This is a genomic window from Daejeonella sp. (assembly GCF_049655485.1).
Lineage (GTDB): Bacteria > Bacteroidota > Bacteroidia > Sphingobacteriales > Sphingobacteriaceae > Daejeonella.
In genome coordinates this window covers 1-25497 of sequence record NZ_JBASJU010000152.1, presented here as the reverse complement: position 1 = coordinate 25497, position 25497 = coordinate 1, and the positions used below count along the sequence as shown (strand labels likewise).

The following is a 25497-nucleotide window of genomic DNA, read 5'->3' as shown; positions in this document are numbered from 1 at the left end:
GCCATTGAATAAGGCAATTTTAGATAAAAAGGTACAGGAATATATCCGGAGCAATGTCCGCTCGGATATTGCAAGGATCAGCCTTTCTAAAAGCCCTTTTCCAGAGGTCAGCCCAAAAGAGCTGGCTCAACAGATTGACGGGTTGAAACGCTGCGAAATCAAGCTGCCTTTATGGTACACTACCGAAGGAATCTATTTTCCTGAAAAACTGGCCCTTGAGCAATGCTCGTCACAAACGACCGCAGAGTATAAAGCGGGTTTACTCTTTGGAAATTACGTAATTGACTTGACAGGTGGTTTTGGAGTAGATACGGCCTCTTTCGCCCAGGTTGTTGAAGAAGTGACGCATTGCGAGATCAATCAGGAACTCTCCGAAATTGCGGCACACAACTCGGGTGTTCTTGGCTTAAAGGTGAAATACATACCTGGTGATGGAATTGAGTATATCACCGCGGGCAGCCGCCGCTACGACACCATGTATATTGATCCTTCCCGAAGAGCTGGTTCCAGGAAAGTCTTTATGCTCAAAGACTGTGAGCCGGATATAATCAGCCATAAGAAACTGCTTTCCCAAAAATGTCAACGACTTATCATTAAAACAGCACCCCTACTCGATTTGCAATCCACAATTAAAGAATTGGGAACCGTTAGCAGCATTCACATCATTAGCATCAAAAATGAATGCAAAGAAGTGCTGTACTTGATTGATCAGGATGCACCCGAGGAAACCGATCCGCCGATAACATGTGCTGCATTTTATCAGGGCCAGGCAGAAGTCTTCACTTTCCGGGCATCGGAGGAATCAGCTTTTGTCCCCGATCATTATTCCAAGCCCCTCGCCTATGTGTATGAACCCGATGTTTCTTTGCTAAAAGCAGGATGTTTCAAGTTAGTTAGCAGAGATTTTTCTGTGAAGAAGCTCCATCAGCACACCCATCTCTATACTTCGGAAAATTTGCAGGAAAACTTTATTGGGAGGAAGTTCAAAGTATTGAATACCTGGGAATATGGAAGTTTTACAAAGCAACAAAAGTTCCTTAAGGCAAATATCATTTGCCGGAACTTTCCGTTGGATCCTGAGAAAATCAGGAAAAAACTACGAATCACTGATGGCGGTGCTGATTATCTGTTGTTCTGCACTGGGCCAGGTAATGAATTACTCGTGATTCATTGTGAAAGATTATTTTAAAGGTGGCTATTTTATATTAGCCGACCCTTAAGGAGTATATCTATTGTGTTCTCCGTACGTGGGTTGCCTGAAGGCCTTTCTTGCCCTCTTCTACAGTAAATTCAACTTCGTCATTTTCTCTGATACTGTTCGCTCCACCATCAATGTCTTTGAAATGCACAAAGATCTCTTTGTTATCCTCATCATTGACGATAAATCCATACCCTTTTTGAGTATTAAACCATTTTACTTTTCCAGTTGCCATAATTTTACCAAATTAAGCTCTATGTATCAAATACATAGAGCTATTAGAATAACATAAATATAACGAATGATATTATTTGATCAAACCAAATTATTTATTTGGCTGCGGGGTCATCCTTAAGTATGGCTTAATTTCTTTGAAGCCTTTCGGGAACTTAGCAGGGATATCTTCCGTCTTAATTGCAGGCACAACTACCACATCTTCACCTTCTTTCCAATCGGCAGGTGTAGCAACACTATAATTAGCCGTTAACTGAAGGGAATCGATAACCCTTAAAACTTCCTGGAAGTTACGGCCTGTTGAAGCCGGGTAAGTAATCATCAATTTGATTTTTTTATCCGGGCCAATTATAAATAGCGACCTTACCGTAAAAGTTTCAGAAGCATTAGGATGGATCATCCCATATAATTCAGAAATCTCTCTGTTTTCATCTGCCAGGATTGGGAAATTTACCACCACATTCTGCGTTTCGTTAATATCATTAATCCAGCCCATGTGAGATTCAGCACTATCCACGCTCAATGCAATTACCTTCACATTGCGTTTCGCGAACTCATCTTTAAGAGATGCTGTCTTTCCTAATTCCGTCGTACAAACAGGAGTATAATCAGCCGGGTGTGAAAACAAAACAACCCAGCTATCTCCTATATATTCGTAAAAATCTATCTCGCCCTGAGAAGATTGTGTTTTAAAGTTTGGGGCAATATCGCCCAGTTTTAAACTCATAATACGTTAATTTTATAATTCCTTATTCAATAATAATAGTATACTAATTTACTAGATATGGAGGGCCATTCCAAAAAAAATACCCCTTAATTGAGATTAGGGGGTATTCTTGACAATATCGTGAAGAAGAGTTGTAAGTTGTAGGTTATAAGTTATAAGTCACTAGACGCTAGGTTAGCCATGTAGATGTAACCTGGATATCGTTTAACCTATTACTTACAACTTATTACTTACAACTCTATTTCTTCTTCAATTTAAACTTATCGTACTTCATCCCATTGAATTTATCTTTCTCAAATTCTTCAGTCATGGCACGTGCTTCTTCAGCAGACATGCCGCGAGTACTGCTGATCGAATTGTTTGGTTTACCAAGGCTGAAGGTTCCCTTTTCAGAGAAACTTAACGCTGCAGCAAGCAATTTCTCTGTTCTGTCGCCAAAATCTTTAGTAACATCATCCTTGACCTCGAAATCAACAGTCATACCATTATAATAACCTCCCACATTATTCGAGTTTTTCGTTTCAAACTGCGGTACATAAAGTTCGATGTTGTCAATATTTATAGCAAAAAATCCTACTGGCTTGCCAAAAGTTTTTTCACCAATTAACTTGACATCAAGGTGTGGTTTCAAGTTATTAATCACCAGCTCACTTGCCGAAGCTGTACCCCCAAGAACCAAAAAGTAGACCTTGGTGAACATTGCCGAGCCGACTTTTTCAAACTCAGTACGATTTTCTGCTGGTGAATAATCAATATCAGCATAGGTCGCATATACCCCGTTTACTCCACCTGTAAAAGGCCTTAATTTACCTTTCTCGTCAGTTAGTGGTTGATTTGCTAATATACTTGCTTTCCTTTCCGTCGCGGTTCTCAGATTTTGCATGGATTTAGTCCAGAACGTAGTATACATGGTAGTCCCGTTGAGTGAAGCGGGTGCAATTAAATTCGTCAGGACGTCTGCAGTAGCTACTGAGCCTCCCCCATTGTATCTTAGGTCGACAACCAATTCAGTTGCTCCTGCCGTAGCGAATTCTGCAATTTTAGTAGTCAAGGCATCCTTTGAGTTGGTCGTGAAACTATTGTATACAATATAACCGACCTTTTTACTGCCGACAGTTATGATCGATGAATGATAAATCGGATTATTGGAATAACTTCCTCTGCTTATCGTCATATCTACGGATGTACCATCGGGTTTTTGAACGGTCAATTCGACAGATGTCGCAGAACCGAATACCGCATTACCGACAAAGGTAACATTGGCATCCGAAGCAGTAGTCAAATCGGTCCGGCCATTTAATTTTGTTATCCTATAACCCCGTTTCAGTCCTTTTTCAGCAGCCGGCGAATTCGGTGAAACATACTTTATACGGAGATCGCCAGTCGGACTTTCAGAGGTGTTGTAAAAAACGGAAAAGCCATAATCCCCGCTTACCCCGCTTAACTGGGAAGACACAGAACCATCGTCAAGGAAAGAATATTTTTCTCTCGGTACAGGATCGTTGGCAGTGGTAACAAGTGGCTTACCTGTTCCTGGCAAAGCCCTTATCGCATCTAATAAAGCTTTATTAGTTGCATAGGATCTTGGCTTGAATGCTTCGTAGGTAGGGAACGGCTCATTCCAATAATAAGTCTCTTTTGCGTACAAAAATATTGAATCTTTGGTAAGCTCAGCCCTCGTTGGAGGGGTAGTAACAATCGGTGTTGTCCCCGGTTGTACCTTCGGATCCTTCTTACAGGAAGAAAATCCTGCTAGCAAGGCAAAGCTCAATATCAGTACCTTTTGGAAATGGGTTTTTATGATCATTGGTTGATTTTATAATTGGTTTGTTGTTCGTTTTTATTAATTCAATTTACAGAAAATCAGCGACATTGATATAGTCGGCTCCACAGCTGGCAGCAAATTCTTCATCAATCTCTGTAGTTCCGATAACCATAACATCTTTTCTTAGTAAATTATTGTCGTTCAATATATACGTTAATATATCGGGCTCGGGTTTTAGTTTTGTCTCTTCTGCGTAAAATACTTTCAAATAGGGTTCCAGCCCGTTCCACTCCATCTGACGGATCTTATTCAGCTGAATTTCAGGCTTACCGTTGGTGATAATAAATATCTGTTTTCTGTCAATAATTATTTCCTGCATTAGCTTTAAAACTCCGCTGAACATCAGGAGCTTTAATGGCAAAATTGCGGTGTAATGCAAACGGTCGAAATTCTCCCGATACTTTTCGTCAATTCCGAAAGCTTCCTGGGCTTTATCAAAAATCCCCTCCTCCCCATGATGATCATAAACATTCTTGAAGAATGCCGTAAGTTCAGCTGAGGAAGGAACACCTTCTGTAAACTCAATAAAATTTGAAAACAAATAGTAAACCTGCAGCAGGTAGTCTTTTTCAGGATAAATAACATCATCTAACTCGAACACGAAAGCTTTCTTTCGTGGATCGAGATCTTTGTAATCCAGCATCTTAAACTAAATATAAGCTATACTCTAATTCTTGCCCTTTGGTTGCCCATGTAAAAACCCCCGTCTCTCCCGCTAAGGGTAAATTATGCGTGAGATTACTTCCAGCCAGAAGTTTTCCATGCTCTATTACTGAAATATGTTCCAGCCTGCCGTAACTTTTACTGGCATGGTCCCTTAGCCAGATTTCCGAGGGTATCATTAATACAATACCGTATTCCATGAATAATGTTCGGGCTTTCGACAATTCCAGTACTTCGCCTAAATTTAAGGGATAAACACGTATAATGTCCAGATCGAGACAAGCTTTAAGGAGTTCATGAACAAAACTTGCTGTTTCATGGTGCGGAAGCACGGTACTGCGTGTGCCGGGTATATGGGGAAGCGTGACTGTATCGGCGAAAACCAAATCATTCGTATCCAATACCCGCTGGAGGCGATAGGCTTCGGGGCTTAAGCCGGCAGTAATTAATACGGACATCTCTACAGGATAATTTGGCCGTCTTTCATGACTATTTTTCGGTCGGCCATATTAGCGAGATTTTCGTTATGTGTTACGATAACGAAAGTCTGCTGCAGGCGGTCGCGCAGATCTTTGAATAAAAGGTGCAGGCTCTCCGCATTGTTTGAATCGAGGTTCCCGGAGGGCTCATCAGCAAGGATAATGGAAGGATTATTGATCATAGCCCTCGCAACCGAGACGCGCTGTTGCTCACCGCCGGAGAGCTCATTGGGTTTATGATGGGCACGATCACGAAGTCCCAGCATATCCAATAGCTCATAAGCGCGGTCTTCAGTTTGCTTCCGTGGCTTTTTTGCGATATAGGCCGGAATAGCGATATTTTCAAGAGCTGTAAATTCGGGAAGTAGGTGGTGGAACTGGAAAATGAAACCAATTTGTTCGTTGCGGAAAGCACTCAATTTTTTCGAAGACAAAGAACGGACATCCACGTTATTCAGCTTCACGGTTCCTGCATCCTGTTTGTCGAGCGTACCAATAATATGAAGCAAGGTGCTCTTCCCCGCTCCGGATGCTCCCACAATAGTAATAATCTCACCTTTTTGCACTTCGAGGTCAACACCTTTAAGTATATGAAGCTTTCCGTATGATTTATGAATTCCTGTAGCCTGGAGCATATCTGATCTATTGTGTTCACAAAGGTGCAAAATTTTGCTATTGGTTTCCAGACTGCAACAAAAACATGATTTTTTAAGATTTGCTCTTTGAGTATTTTCAGGTTCGCACATAAAAACGTAGTTTTACTCCAAATAATAAGTACATGAACATTCACGAATATCAGGGTAAAGCAATATTAAAAAGCTTCGGCGTCAGGGTTCAGGAAGGCATTGTCGCTTCCACTGCTGAAGAAGCTGTTGAAGCAGCAAAAAAGCTGAAGACAGAATACAATTCAGATTGGGTTGTTGTAAAAGCACAAATCCACGCAGGTGGCCGCGGAAAAGGCGGAGGTGTTAAACTTGCTAAAAATCTTGAAGAAGTGAAGGAAAAAGCTGGCCAGATCCTTGGCATGCAGCTAATCACGCCACAAACGGGCCCGGAAGGCAAGTTGGTAAGCAAAGTATTGGTTGCCCAGGATGTTTATTATCCGGGCGAAAGCGAAACCAAAGAATTTTATATCAGCGTTTTACTTGACCGCGCGAAAGGCCGTAATATCATCATGTATTCTACAGAAGGCGGAATGGACATTGAAGAGGTTGCAGAGCACACCCCTCACCTGATATTTAAAGAAGAAATCGATCCTAAAGTTGGCCTTCAGGGCTTCCAGGCACGTAAAATAGCCTTTAATCTTGGCCTTAGCGGCGATGCATTTAAGGATATGACGAAATTTATCGCTGCTTTATATAGAGCATATGACGAAACAGATTCTGCCATGTTTGAGATCAACCCTGTCCTGAAAACTTCAGACAATAAGATCCTTGCAGTAGATGCGAAAGTCAATCTTGATGATAATGCATTGTTCCGTCATAAAGATTATGAAGCTATGCGTGACACCGCTGAGGAAGATCCAACAGAGGTTGAAGCGAGTAAGTCAAACCTGAATTATGTTAAACTTGACGGAAACGTTGGTTGTATGGTTAACGGTGCTGGACTTGCCATGGCAACGATGGATATTATTAAACTTGCAGGCGGTGAGCCGGCAAACTTCCTTGACGTAGGGGGAACTGCAAATGCAGAAACTGTTAAAGCTGGATTCAATATCATCCTTTCAGATCCAAACGTTAAAGCTATCCTTATCAATATTTTCGGTGGTATCGTTCGCTGCGACCGTGTAGCGCAAGGAGTTATTGACGCTTATAAAGAAATCGGAAACATCCCGGTGCCTATTATCGTTCGCCTTCAGGGAACGAATGCTGTAGAAGCTAAGAAGCTTATTGACGAGTCAGGCCTGAAGGTTTACTCGGCTATTTTGCTGAAAGAGGCGGCGGCGTTGGTAACGAAGGTGCTGGAGGAGAAATAGTATCCGGTAGTAAGTATTAAGAGACGCGGCAGGTGATTTTTTGGGGCGCCACGGGTTGTACCCGTGGTTACTGCTGTTCAAGCCCTTCAGGCTTGGGATTGAATTCCATACAAGCCTGAAAGGCTTGAATAGCCATAGCCACAGGCGTAGCCTGTGGTATCTATGACGTTGTCGTTTTCACAACCCTGAAAGGGTTGAACTCTTTTAAAATATTTAGTGAATTGTTCAGTTTATGAACAGCAAGAATTCCCCGCCTGTATCGGAGGGCATTTAACACTCCCATAAGAACAAAAAACACAACAGTCGCCTTTTATAGGTTTTAAGACTGTTTCACAACTTTCACATTTATAAAAGTAAGCACATGCATCGGTGCACATGGTTTCTTCTTTTCTGAAACCACAGAGAGGACATTCAATTAGTGATTCTAAGGTTATTTCTGCCATAAATTACAATATGCTTATTGGCCGGACTTTGATATTAAATCACCTTAAACCTAACCGTCTTATCATCTTCCCATACACAAATCACCTTCCCATTATCCAAAGCATACACCCTTGGTGAGATACCATTGCCTATATCGCTGACTTTATCTTTTTTAAGATCCATAACCTTAATCTTGTTTTTATCCTGCCATGATACAAAGGTGTTGTTTTTGTTTTGCGCCATACTCACATCGCGTCCCGTACCCAGCCTTTGCTCCTTTTGATTTTCAGCCCAATAATACACGTCGCTATTACGTCTCCAGGCCGTAGAAGTAAGGCCATTTTCACTAATAGCTAAACCACCACCATCCATAGGACAGGCGTTAAGTCGCCAGGTACCGGTTCCTGATTTTTTGGGAGCGTTAAATGTCTTGCCTTTATTTGTAGAAACCGCGTAGTAAATATCCCTCGATCCCATCAGCCAATTTCGGAAGCCTATGACTACCCTACCATTATTAGCAGTGATATTTGGTTTACAGCATTCACACACATTTCCCTCAGGGGATTTATAGACCATCAGATTTTTCGACCAGGATGATGACTTGCCATTAACAGAGGAAAAGAAAATGTTGTTTTTTTTGTCCATACGGATATCCAGCCAAACCGCATAAAAGTTATCTCCGTCATCTGCAGTAACAGCCATAAGGCCTTCAACTGCGGATTCTTTTTTATCATTTACATTTCCAAGTTTGGTCCATTTTCCAGACTCATGGCTAAGGCGATACGAATGTATCGCACCATCTTTATCAATTGCCGAAACAAGTGTGTAATTTTTGGACGAAGCAATTTGCGGGCCCCTGGTATGTCCCAAATGCATATCATCGATCTGACCTACTAATACCGGGTTAGAAAAACTGCTGCCGTTATTAGTAGAAGTTATGCAATAAATCTTTTCACCATCACCATAAACCATTCGTATAATACCCTTATTATCAATACCAATATTAGGTTGTTGCCCGCGAATTTCTGCCGCCTGGCTGGCAAATGGGAGAATCAAAAATAAAAGAAGAAGGGATCTTAGCATATGTGTAGTGGTTAGTAAGGTTTAAAGATACCTTCTTCTTACATTATCTGAAGAAAAGCAGTTAGATTTTTTTTACCGGTAGCAGGAATTTAATTTGTTGGAAATTTTATTTTGCAATCTTCATGTTGCCTTCATCTTGCTGGACTAAGTTTGATTATACTAAAAACCAAAAAAATGAAAAAGATATTTCTTTCCGCGTTGATTACAGTGTTTGCTGTATCCGCATTTGCCCAGACAGGTAAAAACAAAAATGAGCAGAATAAAATGAGAAAAGCTGACGCCAAGGAAGCTAAAATTGAAAGACAAGAAGTAGAGCCAGCAGATGATGATTCTAAGGTTAAATTCGATAATGATGGCACCCGGTTCGATGTAAATAATGATGGCATACTTTCTCCGGAAGAAAAAACAGCCCGCAAAACGGCGAAAAGAGCGTATAAATCAGACCGCGCTGACCGTGCAGACGATGGTATCTTAAACGGTTCAGCTGGAGATCATAATACCCATGGTAAGGATGTAAGCGGACTTGCAAAAGAAACTACACTTGAAGGAAGAGAAAAAGGAAAAGCTGTAAGCGATATGGCGGGTTCAAAATCTAAAAATACGGATCAGGTTCGACCTGCTGGTGGCGATAAAAAACCACAACACACGGAAGGTCATATGGGAGCGGGGAAACCGGCTACTAAAGCCCGTCCTGCGGGAGCCGGAAAACCATCTGCTAAAGGCCGACCAATGGGTGCTGGACGTAAGCAGTAAGATTTTCATAAATACATAAAAAGGTTGCCTTTTATCAAAGGCAACCTTTTTTATGTATAGTCACTGAACACTTATCATTTTTAATGAACAAATTTATTACTCAGTCCATTTTTTAAACTGCTCAATCTCCATTTTCTGGTCCGATATCATTTTCTTTGCCATAGCGATAAGTTCCGAATCTTTACCATATTGAATATAACCTTCTGACATCTGTATGGCACCCTGATGATGAGGAATCATCATCTGTACAAAGTGTTTGTCTGTCGACGAGCTGTTATCCATTTCAGGCATATCCATCATCATAGTCATGTTTTGAGCCATTACTTTAGAAAAGCCCTGATCTTTCACAGCCGGATCATAATTTTTTTCAGGATTTTTATGGCTATCCAAAAAGGACTGCAACTTACTTATTTCGCCTTTTTGGGCATCGATAATTTTTTGGGCCATAGCCTTCAACTCTTCGTCTTTGCCGGATTCAATTTCTACCTGCGCCATTTCAACCGCAGCCTGGTGGTGACTTTTCATCATCATTGCGAAGTCGTGATCGACATTTCCGGTCATTGTCATTTGATGCATATCAGTCATCATATTGTCCATTGCCCCCTGCATTCCCGAGTTCATGGGCATTGAACTCATGTCCATATCCGTGCTATCCATGGTTGAATGATCGCCTTGAGTTTTGGAGGCATTATTCTGACATGATGAATAACTAAGTGTCAGCGCGAGGGCGCCAATAATTAAAGTGTTTGATTTCATGATTTATTATTTAGATTGATTTAAATAATACGATGCTCGCCTTTAGACCTTTTATTTAGGTTTATCGATTGAGACTTTTCTTATAGACAAACAAAAAGGAAATTTGTTCTGATTTGAAATCTGTTCATAATATGGCGGATAGACTTTGTTAATTTAACATGAGACTAGCAGTCCTAATGTTTTTTTCTTTAGTATCAGACCATGCAAAAATAACCCTCTTTCCTGATTTTGTCATTTGCGGAAATCCGCCTGACCTGGATTCGGATGAAGAAGCTATAACCATTGAGGGGTCTTTTTTACCATCACTATAGACCCTGGCTGCTTTTATTTGTGAGCCTTCCATCCAGCTGACCATTGCACTTCTATCATCCAGCATAAGGAGATCTACACGGCCAATAGTTTCAGATTCATTAATTTTAACAGGGTTATTAAACGTAGCTCCCCCATCTTTTGAGAAAACTACCTGAACTTTCCCAATTTTGTCTGGCGACGAAAACCATGCGATTGCCAGGTTGTTTCCCTGAGCGTCCGCCCGTGGACCGTTAACGGGACACCCCGAAATTTTCCAATTATCAGAAAATATAGCTTTGGGCTTGGTCCATATGCCATCCACCAGTCTAACGATTGAAACATCCCGAATTTCATCTTCTGAACGGTCTCGGTAAACCACTACAGGGCCGTTTGCTGTTAATGTCGCACTTGTTTGGCAGCAATCGCAAACTCTGTTATCCAGCTCCCACTCATCTGATTTCAAACCTGTTTTTTTAATGGTTGCTGCCCTTAAGGACATTGCTCCATGATGTGCCTCACCATGGCCTGTGCTGCCTTCCATTGCCGTATTTCTGCCGTCGAGCCATGAGGCAAAATAATGTGCTCCATCGGAGAGTAATGAAACAAAGCCGTGTTCTGCTTTTTTACCATCATCATGCAGTATCCCTGAGGGACTCCATTTTACTCCTTTGTCTGAAGAAACAAAGAGCTTGACATCATACGTATAAGTACCATTTTCGCTTTTTTCCAAAATGTGGGCTATCATGTTACCTTCCCCGTCAGATGCCAGCATCGGGTAATCTGCCCAGTTGACAAACCAGTTATCGCCCGAAGCTATCGCCACTGGTTTCGACCACTCATCCTTAATCAAACTAGAAAATTTTAGGAAACTCGTATCTTTTGCTATTTCAATCCATGACAGATACACCATACCGTTCTTATCGGTAAACAAATAAGGTTCAGCACTCGCAGAATCGGCTGGAGAAGGGAGTAATTTTAAAGTCTCTTTTTCTTTGCGTGCACTCTTTTCCGGATTGTTACAGGCAAATAGGAAAATTGATATAAGTAAGGTTAGAAGATGTCTACTCATTTCGTTTTTATAATTTTTAGAATCATATTAATATTTGCAGAATCGTCCCATTTTCTTTCGCCCGGCTCTGAAAACACGAGATGACCCTCCGGACTATAAATAAAAGTAGTTGGAAGCGCTTGAATATCCATGTCCTCACTGTTTTCTATTCTAAAATAATTGAATTTATAATCATGCCTGGTTCGAAACTCAGCAATTTGTTCAACACTTTCATCTGATGCAAGTAGAAATATTATCTCCTCGTTGCGGAGTAGATTCTGCGCTTTTTCAATGGAAGGCATTTCTAAAAGGCAGGGCTTACACCAGGTTGCCCAAAAGTTAATGACAACGGTTTTGCCTTTGTATTTTCCCAAATCTACGGCTTGTTGATCTAAACCAGTTAAGCGAATATTGGTTAGTTCCGTTTTATTCTCGTACGATACAGCCCTGGGTTTCTCTGCATTATTACAGGCTGCTGTGCCCAATAAACCAATAAGTGCCAATGTTCGAGTTCTATTCATTAACCTTTTTTTATCTGCATACTATTCATAAGTAACCTCATTTCTAGCCGTTTACCATGATGTTTTTCATAATGCCCGCTACTTTTACATCAGGTACTCTCTCCGTTGCCTGGATAGAAGACAGTAAAATAACTCCTGAAATCTTTGCCATTATAACGTCTAAAATACATCACATAAAACAATCGACATAATTAAGAGCCAAATGAATTAATAAATTGATAGCTTCAGTAACTCTCATCCCAAAAGAACTGCTAAGCCTTTTGGAATAGACCAACGGGTCATAAAATACATTAAGACTTCACTTTTAACATACTTGCATTAATAGCTACAACTATGGTGCTGACAGTCATAAGCACAGCCCCTGCAGCCGGACTTGATAAAACTCCCTGGTTATAGAGAACACCGGCTGCCAAAGGCAATGCAATGATATTATAACCCGTTGCCCAAACCAGATTTTGAACCATCTTACGGTAGGTGGCCTTCCCAAACAAAATCAGGTTCACCACATCCTTTGGATTACTATTAACTAAAATTATTCCGGCCGTTTCCGCTGCGATATCACTGCCGCTGCCTACAGCGATACCTACATCCGCAATGGCTAAAGCCGGCGCGTCGTTTACACCATCACCGGTCATTGCCAGTACCTTCAATTCGAAACTAGGTATTTTCAGCGGATCGCACAATGGAAGTACTACAGATCTGCTTAATGCCATTGAAAGGGACCAACCCCTGCCTTCCGACCAATCTACATTGCTGTATACTATCGAGCGTCCAAACCAAGTGGCACAGCACAATGTACTTAAATTACGTTCTGGCTATCTGATTGAAGGATTAGGCAAACTAAATCTACAGTACAGTATACAGAACAATAACCGGGAAGAGTATGATCTGGTTAGACGATCAAATGAGGATAATTACCAGCTCCGTTTTGATCTGACCACGCAGGCTTTAGATTTATACCTCGACCACGAACCTGTTGCTGGTTTTACCGGAAGGATTGGGGTTAGCAACATGTTCCAGCAAAACTTTTATGACGGAAGGTACCTCATTCCCTTTTTTGATAGTTACAATGGGGGTTTGTTCCTTATTGAAAAGAGGGTTTTCAGCAACTGGGAACTTGAAGCAGGTTTAAGATATGACTATAAATGGATGCAGGCGAGGCTGCGAGAAAACGTCTTAGACTCCTCCATCCCGGAAATTAGGCCGCAATTCAATTTTAATCAGCTATCCGGAACTGTGGGCGCATCCTATCATATGGGGAAAGGTTATCGCCTGACCTCTACTTTGGCAAAGGCATGGAGCCCTCCCGCCATCAATGAACTTTTTAATAACGGAGTACACCATGGTAGTGCTACCTATGAAAAAGGAGACGCTAACCTTAGGGAAGAATCTTCAATTAACCTCACGGCTGGAATTATTAAGCAAAGTGAAAAGTTTAGTGCCGAAATCAGCGGGTATTATAACCGGATCGAAGATTATATATACCTAAAATCTTGGCTGGCACCGGTGTTGACTATCAGAGGCGCATTCCCTGCATTCCACTATGTTCAGGTAGATTCCCGTTTCACAGGTGCAGATTTCCTTGGCTCATGGCAATTAAATAAACACGTATCTGCGACAGCTAAATATTCATTTGTTCGGGCTTATAACACGGTTACAAACCAGCATTTAGAGTTTATTCCAGCCGATAGATTCTCTGGAAATCTGAGCTTTCATTTACCGGAAACCAAAGCCTTTAAAGCAAGTTCATTTGACCTAACCGCCATTCACGTGGCGAAGCAGAATTTGATTCAGGCTTCCCAGGATTTTGCACCAGTGCCAAATGCCTACACTTTAATCAACATGAACCTGGCGACCTCAATGAATGTTTTTGGCCAGGCATTAAACCTGAGTTTTAGTGTCCAGAACGCGCTGAACACACGATATCGCGATTACTTAAACCGGTTCAGGTATTATGCCGACGACACCGGGAGAAATTTTATAATCAGGCTGAAAATGCCTTTTGGAAAAGCAAATAACCTTAACAATAACAACAATCATTAAATTAAAACTATGTTTCAGAAACAATTAAGATTCGGACTTATGGCAGCTATGGTAGCCGCAGTAAGCTTTGCAGGATGTAAAAAAGATCAAGCACTCCCTGATGTGGAGGAGGAAGAGTTAATCACCACACTTCGCCTGAAATTTGTTAATAAAGCGATCGCAACGGATGTGCGGACATTCTCTTATAAAGATCTGGATGGTGATGGAGGCAACGCAGCGGTCATAGATGAAATCAGACTGGCAGCCAATTCTTCGTATACGATGACCGTTGACGCGGTATTAAATGAATCGGCTTCTCCGGCAGAAGACATCAAAGCCGAGATTCTTGAAGAAGCGGACGAACATTTGTTTGTTTACAAGCCAACGGCTGGCTTGAACCTGGCCATTGCCATCACCGATAAGGATGCAAAAAACCTACCAATCGGTTTAACGGGTAACGCAACCACGGGCTCAGCTTCGACCGGAAAAGTTCAGGTACTGTTGCGCCACCAGCCGGGAACTAAAAATGGTACGGAAACTCCTGGTGGATCCGATATTGATGCTACTTTTAATGTAGTGGTTCAGTAAGGAATTAAATTGACGAGAGTGCCGGTCCTCAGCGAACCGGCACTCTTATTATTAAATGTGCAACACCTGTTTGGATGAGAAATTTCTTTACTCAGAAGTAAATTCATTCAAACCGTCCAAAGCTGTTTTTATTTCACTCCATTTTTTTAAGTCTCTCTTTTTTGACCAAACTGGATTGGCGTTTTTATAGTATTCCAGCAAGTTTCTTGCGACCAGAGGACTCAGGTTCTCAAAATTCTTCTTATGCAATTTCAACAGCAAATCTGCGTGGCTTTCATCGGTAATCGAATACTTGCCAAAAATTGCTTCTCCTCCTGTATCAAGGGTCTTGTTAGTAAGATGCGGTAGTTTTGAATTCAGTTTCCCCAGGTACGCCTGATAGTTGACTAAGGTACTGTCAAAGCTTTTTATAAACAATCGTTCAGCTTCAGCGGAAGGGGGTTTGTATTTTAATTTAGAAAGCGGCCCCAGCTTAGGTAAAATCGGGATAATGAAAGAAATGATGGTTGGTATGAAGCCCGCCTTTTGAAGATCTCTTCCATATTGATGATAATAGGTGCTATTTTTCATTTTGAAGGAAAACTTTTGTGCCTTAATTCCAGGTTCTGCCTGTTTTAGCGCAGATTTCTTTGTCGCCCATGCAGCTCTTACAATATTTGGAAGCAGTGACTTAATAACCCACCTGTAAGTGCTTATGGCAAGTGCCAAACTTCGAAAAACATCCGTAACCTGTAAACCATAGGTTTTATAGAACGCCCTTTCTACGACCTCCCGTGATACATCAAATCCAATAAAATCATGGTACGCCTTTGTCGCGTAATTCCCGCGGGCTGTTTGCAGGACATCAAACGAGACTTCCACTCGTGAATGCGACTTATGATGATCCGCGTAAGTTACCAGATCGCCGAATTCTGCCCTCAGTTTCTCATAAGTTATGGGCACAGCAACATTCGTCCCGACCGAATGCCCATATACATCGGCCATATAATGTGAGAGAGAACCCAGAGCAAAGGCATATTCATTGAGGTTTTGGGCCTCATCCAATAATGCCTGTATATAATCCCCGGAACTAACATTATGCACTAAGTTTGTATAAAGCATACTCCCGAATGGGGAATATCCAATATCCGGCATTACAGCCCCTCCATAAGCATGAGCATGTGCTTTCACCAATTCCTCTGCACTCGAGCCCGGGTATTTCTTCAGCAGCAGTGGTTCAATCGACTTCTTCCAACTCACATCGATTATCGCTTCATGAGTTAGTAATGAGTACGCATTCGCCCTTATTGAGCTAATCAATATTGCAAACAAAACGATGAATACATATTTGCTTCTCAGCGTATTGGACTTCTCTTGCATTTACGGATTGGGAAATGGGTCAAACTATTTCTAGTGATGTATAACGAATGGAAGCGCTGAAAGTTATTAATTTATAAAGCAATGGATACTCTCCAGATTTTCAAGACATTTTCGTATCAATTCAGCATAAATTTATATAGCCTTGCCAGTGCTTTATGATATTCGGCTTCCATCTGTAAATACCTTAAATAGGAATCAAAATAAAACCGTTCATCCTGCGCATACTGAATGATGGTTATTTGCCCAAATTTTAGTGCCTTGTCTAATAAGGCGGCATTATTCAGAGATGAAAGTAAAGTGCGGTATTCTGCCATTGCATTCTCACGAACCTCCAGCTGATCATAGTATTGTTTGTTCTCAAGCTGATGTTCCAGTTTATGGTTAACTGCATTAAAGTTGGCATAATTAAGATTTGCTTCTGCTGCCTTTACCCGGTTCCTGTTTTCCCAAAGGGGAATGCTGATTCCTCCATGTACACCTTTGTAACTCTGTCCCAGGATCGCCTGAGAGTGATACCCAGTTTCAATCTTCGGAAGATTCAATCGTTTTTGAACGGTTATCTGCTGCTGCCGGATTAGCTGCTCCTGCTCGTAGACCTGAAGAAGAGGGTCATTGGCTTCGATTAAACTGTCTAATGTTCTAAAGTTGGGTACTTGGGCTACGAAGGGATAAATAGTGTCAGTAAGGCTTATTTCCATCCCACCATTAAGTTCCTGCAGTCGTGTTAGTGTCTGGCTGATGGCATTATCGTTCAACAGGACATCCTGCTGTATATTCAACAATTGCAGTTTAGCTTTATTTACATCGAGAATAATGGCGTCGCCTTTATCAAGCTTCTTTTGATAATCGGACACCAAAGCTTGTGTTCGTTCCAACCTGTGTTTCAACTCTGCTGACAGCTTATTCAGGTAGATTAATTCCAGGGCTTCCAGTTTTGCCTTAAGCAGAATATCCTGGGAAAAGACGCGGTGCTGAAGGTCCGATTGTATGCCCTGCTGGACAGAGAGTTTCCGTTTGCTTCCATATACCGATGGGAAATCCAGCTGCTGGGTCACTGCGAAATCACGCTGGTTCCCCGCTCCTGCCGGTGATCCCGAAAGGTAATCGTACTCCACCGTGGGGTCGTAAGGTGTGAGGCCGGTTTTAAATTCTGCTTTTCTGGCTAGTTCAAATTCCCGCTTCGCCTGTATGGCTTTATTGTTCCTGCTTACCTGCGACAGAAGACTATCAATACCCGTTTGAGAATACACCGTAGTGCTGATCAGCAGGCAATATAAGCTAGCTATTAACTTCATTTTCTTTCTTATTTCTGATCGTCATGTAATAGACTATCGGTACAACAAATAAATTGAGCAAGGTGGAACTCAGTAATCCGCCAAGGATTACTTTCGCCATAGGACTCTGAATCTCATTGCCCGGAAGAGCGCCACCCATTGCCAGAGGTATCAGTGCCAGCCCAGCTGTGAGTGCAGTCATTAAAATAGGACTCAACCTGTCTTTAGATCCTTTCACGACGGTATCGTAAGGGTTTAGACCTTCAGTACCAAGAGTCTTATAATGAGATACTAATAATATGCCATTCCGTGTTGCAATCCCGAAGAGAGTAATAAAACCAATAATTGCCGGGATGCTCAAGATGCCGGAAGTCAGCCAAATACTTAATACCCCTCCTATCAGAGCTAGTGGCAAGTTCAACAGGATGATCGAAGAAACTTTCAGATCTTTAAACTCATGGAACAGCAAAAAGAAAATGATTAGCAAAGCCAGTAGTGATGCGACAATCAATGTTTGGGATGCTTCGGCCTCTGCTTCAAACTGGCCGCCATATTCAATGCGGTAACCCTGCGGAAGCTTGACACTCGACTCAATTTTACCCTTAATCTCATCCACGACACTTTTCTGGTCCCTTTCGGTGACATTTGCGGACACCACAGTTTTACGCTGGACATTTTCCCTGTTAATGGTATTCGGGCCGGTTGCTGAAACGATTTCAGCCACATAGCTTAATGGTATTTTCTGACCGTCGTGAGTGTCGATTAATGAATTCCGTATATTCTCAATATTACCCCGATTGGCATCATCGAAACGCAGAAGAAGGTCAAAACGTTGTGCCCCTTCATATACTTCTGATACCTTTTCGCCAGCAAAGGCGATGTCGACAAATTCGGTGAACTCCCCGATGGTAATGCCGTATTTGCTCAGCATAGCACGATTAGCCTTGATCTGGACCTGTGGGATTTCTATTTGCTGCTCAACACTTAAATCTACCAGTCCTTCAGTGCCCTCTATCGCACTTTTGACCTGGTTTGAAATGTTAAACAAGGTGTTCAGATCAGTTCCGAATATCTTGATGGCGATGTTGGCACGGGTACCTGAAAGCATGTGGTCAATACGGTGGCCAATGGGCTGTCCGATGGTGATATTTGCTTCCGTGATTCCCGCCATTTTTTCGCGAACGGCTTCCATAAACTCTTCCCGGCTCCTCTCGTCAAGTGTGAAAGGAGCATCAATTTCTGATGCATTTACTCCTTGCGCATGTTCATCTAATTCAGCCCGGCCGGTTCTGCGGGTGGTTGTTCTTACCTCTGGTACCGTTAATAATGCTTTTTCGACACGATTACCGATTGCATTGCTTTCCTGAAGGGAAATTCCCGGCATACTGGTAACGCTGACAACCAGCGAACCTTCGTTAAATTCAGGCAGGAAGCTTCTTCCGAGCGTAAAGAATAAAATCGCCGCGAATACGAATAAGGCCAGCGCCCCTCCCAGAATTAACTTCTTAGCTTTCATTGCTTTTTCAAGGGATCGTTCATACCAGCCGTTCAGCCGCTGTACCAGCCAGCTGTCGCGGTGCTGGCGCAGCAGCATCTCATCTTTCGTGAGAAGATAACTGCATAGCACGGGAGTAACGGTGATAGCCACAACCAGTGAAGCAAAAAGGGCAACAATGAATGCGATACCAAGCGGTGCGAGCAAGCGGCCTTCCATCCCCGAAAGGAAGAATAAAGGAAGAAAGGCCACGATGATGATAAAAGTTGCATTGATCACTGAGGTACGGATCTCCACAGAAGCATCATAGATCACCGTCAGTTTATTTTGCCGTTCGGCCAGAGGTTTGGCAGCATTCTCCTTCAACCGTTTAAAGACATTTTCCACATCGATAATCGCATCATCTACTAAATCACCGATTGCGATGGCCATCCCGCCAAGGCTCATGGTATTAATTGAAAAACCTAAATACTTCAAAGTAAGTACAGCCGTAAGAAGGGAAATTGGGATGGCTATCAATGAAATGGCAGTAGCCCGCCAGTTCATCAGAAATAAGAATAAAATGATAACCACGAAGATGGAGCCTTCAATTAGCGTCTTCTGAATGTTGCTGACGGATGCATTGATAAAATCTGCCTGTCGGAATATTTTGGTGTTAATGTCCAGATCGGCCGGAAGCGTTTTTTTAAGATCAGCAATCGCAGTGTCAATCTGATTAGTTAGCTCCAGCGTGTTTACATTGGGCTGTTTCATTACTGTCATGATCACAGCAGGTTCACCTTTTAATGAGCCATCGCCAATCTTGACTGATGAGCCTATTTTTAGTTCTGCGACATCTTCAATCTTTATTGGAACCCCATTACTGGTTTTGATTACCGAGCTGCCCATTTCATTCAGGTCGCTGGTACGTCCAATTCCCCGAACAATATATTCGTTGCTGTACTCACTCATGAAACCACCTGCAGCGTTCTTATTTGCTTGCTGTGCAGCCTCCAGCAATTCATTTAGAGAAACATTGTAATAGCCCATCTTCTGCGGAGATGCCAGAACCTGGTACTGTTTGTAATCGCCGCCTATAACCACAACCTGTGAAACTCCGCCAATAGATAATAAGCGGGGACGTATATTCCAATCGGTTATCGTACGCACATCCATCATGCTTGTTTTCGTGCCTGTGACGCTGATCAGCATAATTTCACCCATGATGGAAGATTGCGGTGCCATAACCGGGGCACTCACACCCAAAGGCAACTGATTGCCGACAACGGTTAGTTTCTCGCTGACTGTCTGCCGTGCACGATAAATATCTGTTCCCCATTCAAACTCCACCCAGACGATAGAGATTCCTGCTGATGAAGAAGAGCGGACCCGCCGGACATTGCCAGCGCCGTTAACGGCAGTTTCTACCGGAAAAGTAACCAACCTTTCCACTTCCTCAGGGGCCATGCCATGGGCTTCGGTTAACACTACAACTGTAGGCGCGGTTAAATCCGGGAATACGTCCACCTCCATTCTGGTTGCAGTATAAGCCCCCATCAGCATAAGCAGTGCCGCTGCCGTTAACACGATCAATCGGTTATGCAGCGAAAATTGTATAATTCGGTTTAGCATTGCTTTTCCTTAATGTTCATGTCCGTGAGCAGGCATGGCCCCGCTCATTGTTGCCAGTTTAATTTGATAAGCGCCTTTATCAACCACACGTTCACCTTCAGTAATTCCCGACAGGATTTGTATGTTCCTACCATCGCTGGCACCGGTTTTTACTTCACGTTTCTGGAATGACTCCCCTGCGGTTTGCACATACACATAAAACACCCCCTGCTCTTCAATCAAGGCAGATTCCGGAATCGCCAGAGCGTTATTAATAGGCGTTGTTTGCAGGTAAACCTGGGCAAATGATCCGGGAATTATACCTGACTTGCTGTCAATTTCGAAATGTACGGGGATATAGGGTGTGTTATCACCCGTTGTCTTTGCGACCGAAAGCAGCCTGCCATTGAGCTCCCGTGTACTGTAAGTTTGTTTGTTTTGGATAATCGTGAAATTAGCCTGGTTGATTAAATTCATCCGGCCTGCGTCTTTCAGCGACACATCAGCCCTTAACATCAGCCGGTTATTTTTAGTAATGGTGGCGAGTGGCTGGCCTGCCGAGACATACTGCCCCTCAGTCACCAATAGTTCTTTAATAAATCCGCTGGTCGGTGCAACAGCGCTTTTGCCCCCGGCACCATAACTACGCGAAAGGTTGCTCAGGGCAATCTGGCTTTGCTGATACCGCAGCCTCGCCTGCTGAAATTCAGCCTGGGTAATTAATTTATCCTTAATTAGTTCCGAAGTACGATAAAATTCCGCCTTAGCCGCGTTTTGTTCGGCCCTGGCGGTGCGGATGGCAGCATCAATGTTGTCGACTGCAATATCACCTCCCGACACATTAAATAAAGCCTGTCCGGATCGAACGGGTAAGCCTGCGAGCATATTAGTCCCTCGGAATTTAACTATTCCCGCAGTTTTGGCAATTACCATAGCTTCATCGCCGGGAGCTGCCATAACCTGGCCAGTGGTTTTGATTACATCGTAAATCGTTTCACGCACCACGGGCATATTAGAAAACTCTACTTTCCAGGCCTGCTCTTTCAGATAGGAAATATCTGTTCCAGCCTCTTCCTTTGGCTGTGCAGCGATCGCAGTTTTCTCATTAGCATATATGGGAATGCTGTCGATAACGATCTGGTCGTTAAAGTCTTTCGTTTTGATATCGAATATCAGTTTGCCCAATCCAGCTTTCGTGGGCTGTAGGGCTAGCCTGAATATCCCGGGCGAAGCTGGAGTATCGGCGCTGTGCTTAATCCCTGTATTGCCGGTAATCAGACTTACGGTTACGTATCCTTCTGTATAAGGCGTGAAATACTCGCCCAGATGCGTAAGATGGGCTGCAAACTTGGAAATTTCTCCCACAACCAGAGGTTTGAACTCTACAAAGAGTTCCGACTTATCGGTATAAAGGGTGTAAGATAGTGCCTGTAGTGCTTCCTCACCGGGGTGACTACCATCGGCAGCGTGCGCATGTTCTTCTTCTGTTGAAGTTCTTGTACACGACATCAAACCTGCGAAGAGCACACAGGCAACTATTAAACGTTTCATATGATATAATCTTAGTGAGAGTGATTCTCCCCGTTTTCGTGGGTATGGCCACCCGTTGTGTCCGCGTGTGCTGAGTCTACATTAAATTCTTCCTGTTTCACTGAAGCTGTATCGGTAGCATGGTCATCATGCGTGGAACCGTCCTCATGAATATGGGAATCTTCTTTTTTCTCTTGATTGGAGCACGCAGCAATACTAAATGAAGCGGTAAATAAGGCTGCAATTAAAAATGTCTTTTTCATTTCTTTTACGTTTTTGGTTTATGATGTAGCCTGGTTAATGATCAGGCAGGTTTAATTCGTTAAAAAATCAACACGAATTGGAATGCCATAGTTTGACAAATAATTCGGAGAGATTAAAAATAAACGAATCTTAAAATCCGGACAGGGACAAGATTAATCAGATCGAAGAAGGGGGGCCTCTTAAAGCGATCCCTTGTAAATTGGGATCAGGAGGTAGCAGATATCCTGGCAATGCAGAACTAAGCTGTGGTATAAAACTATATAAATCGCTTATTTCTGGCAGAGATGCCGGCGCAGGATAAGGAGTAATTTTCAGTGGCGTCAGCTCGTACTTGGTGTTAACTGGCTTAACTAAGGCATTCCCGAATTCGGCGTTATGATCAGTATTATCAGTTGGATTTGCAGGTTGATCATGGTGATGATGATCACTACCATCGTGACCATGTGTGCTAGTTTTAGGAACTTCGTGCTTATGAGGCATTAGATTATGAGCCTGAAGCATAAAAAATGCTACAAGCAGAATCATCGATATGGTGGCGCTTTTTAACACTGGATGTAAAAATAGATATTTAAATCTAATTAAACAGGCTTGCAAGTCAATATTACAGGTACCAAGCCTTGTATTTGTATAATGCGGAAGTCACGCGGTGCATACCAGAAAATTTAGGAATAACATTAAAATTACCTGTTCTTTTCGAAAAGACATTCAGAGCAGAACTAAATTCCCGTAGCTTTGTCGAATGGAAATTATGATCATTGGTTTTCTTATTCTCTTGAACGGAGTTTTTTCAATGAGTGAAATTGCGCTGGTATCCGCACGCAAGTTTAAGCTCGAAAGTGCAGCAAAGAAAGGGAACACGAATGCGAGAAAAGCACTGGACCTGGCTGGAAATCCCAATACGTTTTTATCTACAGTACAAATCGGAATAACATTAATCGGGATACTGACTGGTATCTTCAGCGGGGAGAAACTGACCGACGACCTCCGCGTTATGCTTGAATCGGTGCCCCTCTTGGCACCCTATGCTCAATCGCTGGCTGTCGTTCTCATAGTGATTGTCTTAACCTATTTTTCTATTGTTTTCGGAGAATTGCTTCCAAAACGAATTGGATTGAGCTTCCCGGAAAAAATAGCGATGATCATGGCAGGACCTATGGGAATTATTTCGACCATTACCAAACCATTTATATGGCTGCTGGCTAAAACGAACGACCTATTCCTGCGCCTTTTGGGTATTAAAGAGAATAATGATGGAATTGTATCAGAAGAAGAGATCAAATCAATTATTGCACAGAGTACAACGAGCGGCGAAATACAGGAAATCGAAGAAGACATTGTGAAAAGGGTTTTTGCTTTGGGCGATCGCAAGGCCAATGAATTAATGACCCATCGCTCAGATATTATCTATTTCGATATCCGCGACGGCATAAAAGAAATTTCAGATAAAATGGGTTTGTATCCTCACGCCGCCTATCCGGTAATTGATAATTCTCCCGATAAGTTTTTGGGGATCGTTTCCTCCAGCCATATTTTACCGAAAACCTTTGAAGCCGGAGATTTTAGCCTGAACGATCTGGTTAAGAAACCATTATTCGTTCACGAAAGCATGGCGGTGTACAAAGTCCTGGAGCAATTCAAAGAGCATAACACCCATATCGCTGCCGTGGTAGATGAATATGGTTCCTTTCAGGGTATCTTACTGGTGAACGATGTGGTGGATGCGCTTATTGGAGATATCAGCACTAAAGTCGGAATCGAACCTGCTATCATTCAAAGGGGCGATAATTCCTGGCTCCTCGACGGGCAATTTCCGTTCTATGAATTTGTCCAGTATTTTAACCTTCCAGATACCGATCAAACTGAAGGTTTTACCACGATTGGCGGGTTGATTCTTCACCTCTTACAGCGTTTCCCGGAAACAGGAGAAAAAGTCAGATGGAAGAATTTTGAGTTTGAAATTGTGGATATGGATGATCAGAGGATTGATAAGATATTATTGACGAAGGTCTAAGCCGATCTTTATGGCGTCTAGCACTCAAGCGCCTTGCTTCTGACACGTTCCATATTAACGTCTTTAAACTTTTGCAAAGTTTCCTTTCCGTAGTCCGTAAAATATTCGTGATTCTCAAGCATTAAACAGTTGGTACGTGCCCATTCGATATCAGAATACTGGTTTTCGAAGTAAGTTTCCAGCTCTAAACGCAATGCGTTTTCGTAGCGATGGTAATCCGGCCTGGTAAAATGGTATAAATCAGCATCGCATATTATTTTGGAGGCAATTGACTGGGGATTTTGTGGATAGCGGGTGGCTTCGATGCAATCCAAAACTTGACTAATCGCATTTTCGGGATAATTGTGTTCCTGTAAAAAATCCCTTGCTAACGACTTACTTAGGGTCTCATGGTCAGTGTATAACTGTGAATAACCACAGTCGTGGAACCATGCCGCGATTTCAATGTTATTACGCTGTTCATCCGACAAGTCATATTCTAGAGATATCTCCCTCGCTGCCCGCACCACTTCAAAAGTATGGTCGGCATTATGAAAGGTTAATTCGGGAGACAGATTAACCTTTAAAAATTTAGAAACATGACTTTTAACGGCATCCAGTATTTCTTCGGATGTTAACATAAAAACTTGCATTTTTTATAATTCTAAAATAGCCCACAGGGAAACCCTGTCTCCGTCACCTATAAAACGCTAAGCAAATTCTGCCTTTGAGATAATCATCGGTGTAGTTATAACAAAGGCAATTGATATCGGTTTGTTTTTTTGTGTGAACATAATGTTAAATGCCATTAAACTCCCAGTCGTGCCGGAAAAGCCTCCATTAGCTCCTTTTCTAATTCTTCTCATTTTTTTGATTTTAAGGGTTAATAATTAGGTTAAGTACCGGTATTGCACAAAAATGAGCAGAAGCCGGGGTCAACCGAAATTTTGAGACGAGTTGAGACGAATTGAGACGATTCTGGGACGATTCCGGGAATGGACCGTGGCTTGGTCTCATCTTGCATTCCACAATCAGTAGGCCCACAGCAATTGCAGGCAGACAGATTTCACACAGATTTAAGATAATTCCGAGTGTTCAGTGCCAGGCGTTCGCTTTCTCTTCGGTTTGGTTTCGAAATACGCTGGAGCCCGACGAAGCCGGGGCAGAGAAAAATCGGCTTTTACAGACATCCCGACCGAAAGCGGACCGAAGAAATACCGAAGCCCGACCGAAGACTAAGCGAAGAAATAGCGAAAAAACACCGAAAAAAAAGCAGTAAAACTTCGAAGACAGACCGGAACTGTAGCGGTGCTATAGCAAATCTGTATAGGAGAAGAGTCAGAGAATTACCGAAGACGTGGCGAAGAATTACCGAAAATATTTTAATCCGACGCACCAATTTTACTGAC

General features: G+C 42.5%; 25 protein-coding genes and 1 pseudogene. 6 read left to right on the top strand and 20 right to left on the bottom strand.

The genetic code is table 11. The features are described 5' to 3' along the window. The first annotated feature begins 4 nt into the window (after nucleotides 1-4). Complete coding sequence (locus tag WBJ10_RS06265) at nucleotides 5-1189, top strand: class I SAM-dependent methyltransferase (protein WP_424288665.1); 1185 nt, start codon at nucleotides 5-7, stop codon at nucleotides 1187-1189. Between the two features lie 40 nt (nucleotides 1190-1229). On the opposite strand, the gene WBJ10_RS06260 is transcribed toward WBJ10_RS06265, so the two are convergent. From WBJ10_RS06260 to WBJ10_RS06235, 6 genes are all read right to left on the bottom strand, one after another. Then, the gene (locus WBJ10_RS06260) at nucleotides 1230-1433 is read right to left on the bottom strand and encodes a cold-shock protein (RefSeq protein WP_424288664.1); all 204 of its coding nucleotides are present in this window, start codon (nucleotides 1431-1433) and stop codon (nucleotides 1230-1232) included. Nucleotides 1434-1523: 90 nt separating this feature from the next. Continuing rightward, nucleotides 1524-2159, bottom strand: coding sequence for a peroxiredoxin (locus WBJ10_RS06255; RefSeq protein WP_424288663.1), 636 nt, complete (start codon nucleotides 2157-2159; stop codon nucleotides 1524-1526). Between the two features lie 238 nt (nucleotides 2160-2397). Next, on the bottom strand, nucleotides 2398-3966 hold the full coding sequence (locus tag WBJ10_RS06250; RefSeq protein WP_424288662.1) for a S41 family peptidase: 1569 nt from the start codon (nucleotides 3964-3966) through the stop codon (nucleotides 2398-2400). 46 nt (nucleotides 3967-4012) lie between these two features. Continuing rightward, nucleotides 4013-4627 carry an HAD hydrolase-like protein gene (locus WBJ10_RS06245; protein ID WP_424288661.1) on the bottom strand — a complete coding sequence of 205 codons (615 nt, stop codon included), beginning with the start codon at nucleotides 4625-4627 and terminating at the stop codon, nucleotides 4013-4015. A 1-nt stretch (nucleotide 4628) separates the two neighbouring features. Then, complete coding sequence (locus WBJ10_RS06240; RefSeq protein ID WP_424288660.1) at nucleotides 4629-5105, bottom strand: hypothetical protein; 477 nt, start codon at nucleotides 5103-5105, stop codon at nucleotides 4629-4631. Between the two features lie 2 nt (nucleotides 5106-5107). Beyond that, the gene (locus WBJ10_RS06235) at nucleotides 5108-5761 is read right to left on the bottom strand and encodes an ABC transporter ATP-binding protein (RefSeq protein WP_424288659.1); all 654 of its coding nucleotides are present in this window, start codon (nucleotides 5759-5761) and stop codon (nucleotides 5108-5110) included. Between the two features lie 143 nt (nucleotides 5762-5904). Between WBJ10_RS06235 and sucC the strand changes: the two genes are divergently transcribed. After that, nucleotides 5905-7101 carry an ADP-forming succinate--CoA ligase subunit beta gene (gene sucC / locus WBJ10_RS06230; RefSeq protein WP_424288658.1) on the top strand — a complete coding sequence of 399 codons (1197 nt, stop codon included), beginning with the start codon at nucleotides 5905-5907 and terminating at the stop codon, nucleotides 7099-7101. A gap of 230 nt (nucleotides 7102-7331) precedes the next feature. On the opposite strand, the gene WBJ10_RS06225 is transcribed toward sucC, so the two are convergent. Beyond that, a complete protein-coding gene (locus WBJ10_RS06225; RefSeq protein ID WP_424288657.1) occupies nucleotides 7332-7544 on the bottom strand; it encodes a GDCCVxC domain-containing (seleno)protein in 213 nt (70 codons plus the stop codon). A 34-nt stretch (nucleotides 7545-7578) separates the two neighbouring features. Beyond that, nucleotides 7579-8607, bottom strand: coding sequence for a hypothetical protein (locus tag WBJ10_RS06220; protein WP_424288656.1), 1029 nt, complete (start codon nucleotides 8605-8607; stop codon nucleotides 7579-7581). A gap of 174 nt (nucleotides 8608-8781) precedes the next feature. Here WBJ10_RS06220 and WBJ10_RS06215 point away from each other — a divergent pair, with 174 nt between their 5' ends. After that, nucleotides 8782-9360, top strand: a complete 579-nt coding sequence (locus WBJ10_RS06215) for a hypothetical protein (protein ID WP_424288655.1) — start codon at nucleotides 8782-8784, stop codon at nucleotides 9358-9360. Between the two features lie 96 nt (nucleotides 9361-9456). On the opposite strand, the gene WBJ10_RS06210 is transcribed toward WBJ10_RS06215, so the two are convergent. The 4 genes and pseudogenes from WBJ10_RS06210 to WBJ10_RS06195 all read right to left on the bottom strand — a co-directional run. Further along, the gene (locus tag WBJ10_RS06210) at nucleotides 9457-10116 is read right to left on the bottom strand and encodes a DUF305 domain-containing protein (RefSeq protein ID WP_424288654.1); all 660 of its coding nucleotides are present in this window, start codon (nucleotides 10114-10116) and stop codon (nucleotides 9457-9459) included. Between the two features lie 148 nt (nucleotides 10117-10264). Continuing rightward, the gene (locus WBJ10_RS06205; protein WP_424288653.1) at nucleotides 10265-11476 is read right to left on the bottom strand and encodes a sialidase family protein; all 1212 of its coding nucleotides are present in this window, start codon (nucleotides 11474-11476) and stop codon (nucleotides 10265-10267) included. Beyond that, a complete protein-coding gene (locus tag WBJ10_RS06200) occupies nucleotides 11473-11976 on the bottom strand; it encodes a TlpA family protein disulfide reductase (protein WP_424288652.1) in 504 nt (167 codons plus the stop codon). Before WBJ10_RS06200 ends, WBJ10_RS06205 begins: the two co-directional genes overlap by 4 nt. A 290-nt stretch (nucleotides 11977-12266) precedes the next feature. After that, nucleotides 12267-12620, bottom strand: a pseudogene (locus WBJ10_RS06195) (HAD-IC family P-type ATPase); the annotation flags it as partial. Between the two features lie 136 nt (nucleotides 12621-12756). On the opposite strand from WBJ10_RS06195, the gene WBJ10_RS06190 reads away from it, so the two are divergent. Further along, on the top strand, nucleotides 12757-14019 hold the full coding sequence (locus WBJ10_RS06190; protein WP_424288651.1) for a TonB-dependent receptor domain-containing protein: 1263 nt from the start codon (nucleotides 12757-12759) through the stop codon (nucleotides 14017-14019). A 9-nt stretch (nucleotides 14020-14028) separates the two neighbouring features. Further along, nucleotides 14029-14586, top strand: a complete 558-nt coding sequence (locus WBJ10_RS06185; protein WP_424288650.1) for a hypothetical protein — start codon at nucleotides 14029-14031, stop codon at nucleotides 14584-14586. A gap of 87 nt (nucleotides 14587-14673) precedes the next feature. Here the strand turns inward: WBJ10_RS06185 and WBJ10_RS06180 are convergent, their stop codons facing one another. From WBJ10_RS06180 to WBJ10_RS06155, 6 genes are all read right to left on the bottom strand, one after another. Continuing rightward, nucleotides 14674-15945, bottom strand: coding sequence for a zinc dependent phospholipase C family protein (locus WBJ10_RS06180; RefSeq protein WP_424288649.1), 1272 nt, complete (start codon nucleotides 15943-15945; stop codon nucleotides 14674-14676). Between the two features lie 116 nt (nucleotides 15946-16061). Continuing rightward, nucleotides 16062-17240 (bottom strand): TolC family protein, encoded by a 1179-nt coding sequence (locus WBJ10_RS06175; protein WP_424288648.1) that lies wholly within the window; start codon nucleotides 17238-17240, stop codon nucleotides 16062-16064. Then, nucleotides 17224-20325 carry an efflux RND transporter permease subunit gene (locus WBJ10_RS06170; RefSeq protein WP_424288647.1) on the bottom strand — a complete coding sequence of 1034 codons (3102 nt, stop codon included), beginning with the start codon at nucleotides 20323-20325 and terminating at the stop codon, nucleotides 17224-17226. Before WBJ10_RS06170 ends, WBJ10_RS06175 begins: the two co-directional genes overlap by 17 nt. A 9-nt stretch (nucleotides 20326-20334) precedes the next feature. Then, nucleotides 20335-21855: an efflux RND transporter periplasmic adaptor subunit gene (locus WBJ10_RS06165; RefSeq protein WP_424288646.1), complete on the bottom strand. Its 1521-nt coding sequence runs from the start codon at nucleotides 21853-21855 to the stop codon at nucleotides 20335-20337. A gap of 11 nt (nucleotides 21856-21866) precedes the next feature. Further along, a complete protein-coding gene (locus WBJ10_RS06160) occupies nucleotides 21867-22097 on the bottom strand; it encodes a hypothetical protein (RefSeq protein ID WP_424288645.1) in 231 nt (76 codons plus the stop codon). Between the two features lie 157 nt (nucleotides 22098-22254). Continuing rightward, nucleotides 22255-22623, bottom strand: a complete 369-nt coding sequence (locus WBJ10_RS06155) for a hypothetical protein (protein WP_424288644.1) — start codon at nucleotides 22621-22623, stop codon at nucleotides 22255-22257. Nucleotides 22624-22837: 214 nt separating this feature from the next. On the opposite strand from WBJ10_RS06155, the gene WBJ10_RS06150 reads away from it, so the two are divergent. After that, nucleotides 22838-24109, top strand: a complete 1272-nt coding sequence (locus tag WBJ10_RS06150) for a hemolysin family protein (RefSeq protein WP_424288643.1) — start codon at nucleotides 22838-22840, stop codon at nucleotides 24107-24109. Nucleotides 24110-24126: 17 nt separating this feature from the next. Here the strand turns inward: WBJ10_RS06150 and WBJ10_RS06145 are convergent, their stop codons facing one another. Beyond that, the gene (locus tag WBJ10_RS06145) at nucleotides 24127-24729 is read right to left on the bottom strand and encodes an HD domain-containing protein (protein WP_424288642.1); all 603 of its coding nucleotides are present in this window, start codon (nucleotides 24727-24729) and stop codon (nucleotides 24127-24129) included. Nucleotides 24730-24798: 69 nt separating this feature from the next. Then, on the bottom strand, nucleotides 24799-24954 hold the full coding sequence (locus WBJ10_RS06140) for a hypothetical protein (RefSeq protein WP_424288641.1): 156 nt from the start codon (nucleotides 24952-24954) through the stop codon (nucleotides 24799-24801). Nucleotides 24955-25497: the final 543 nt, after the last annotated feature.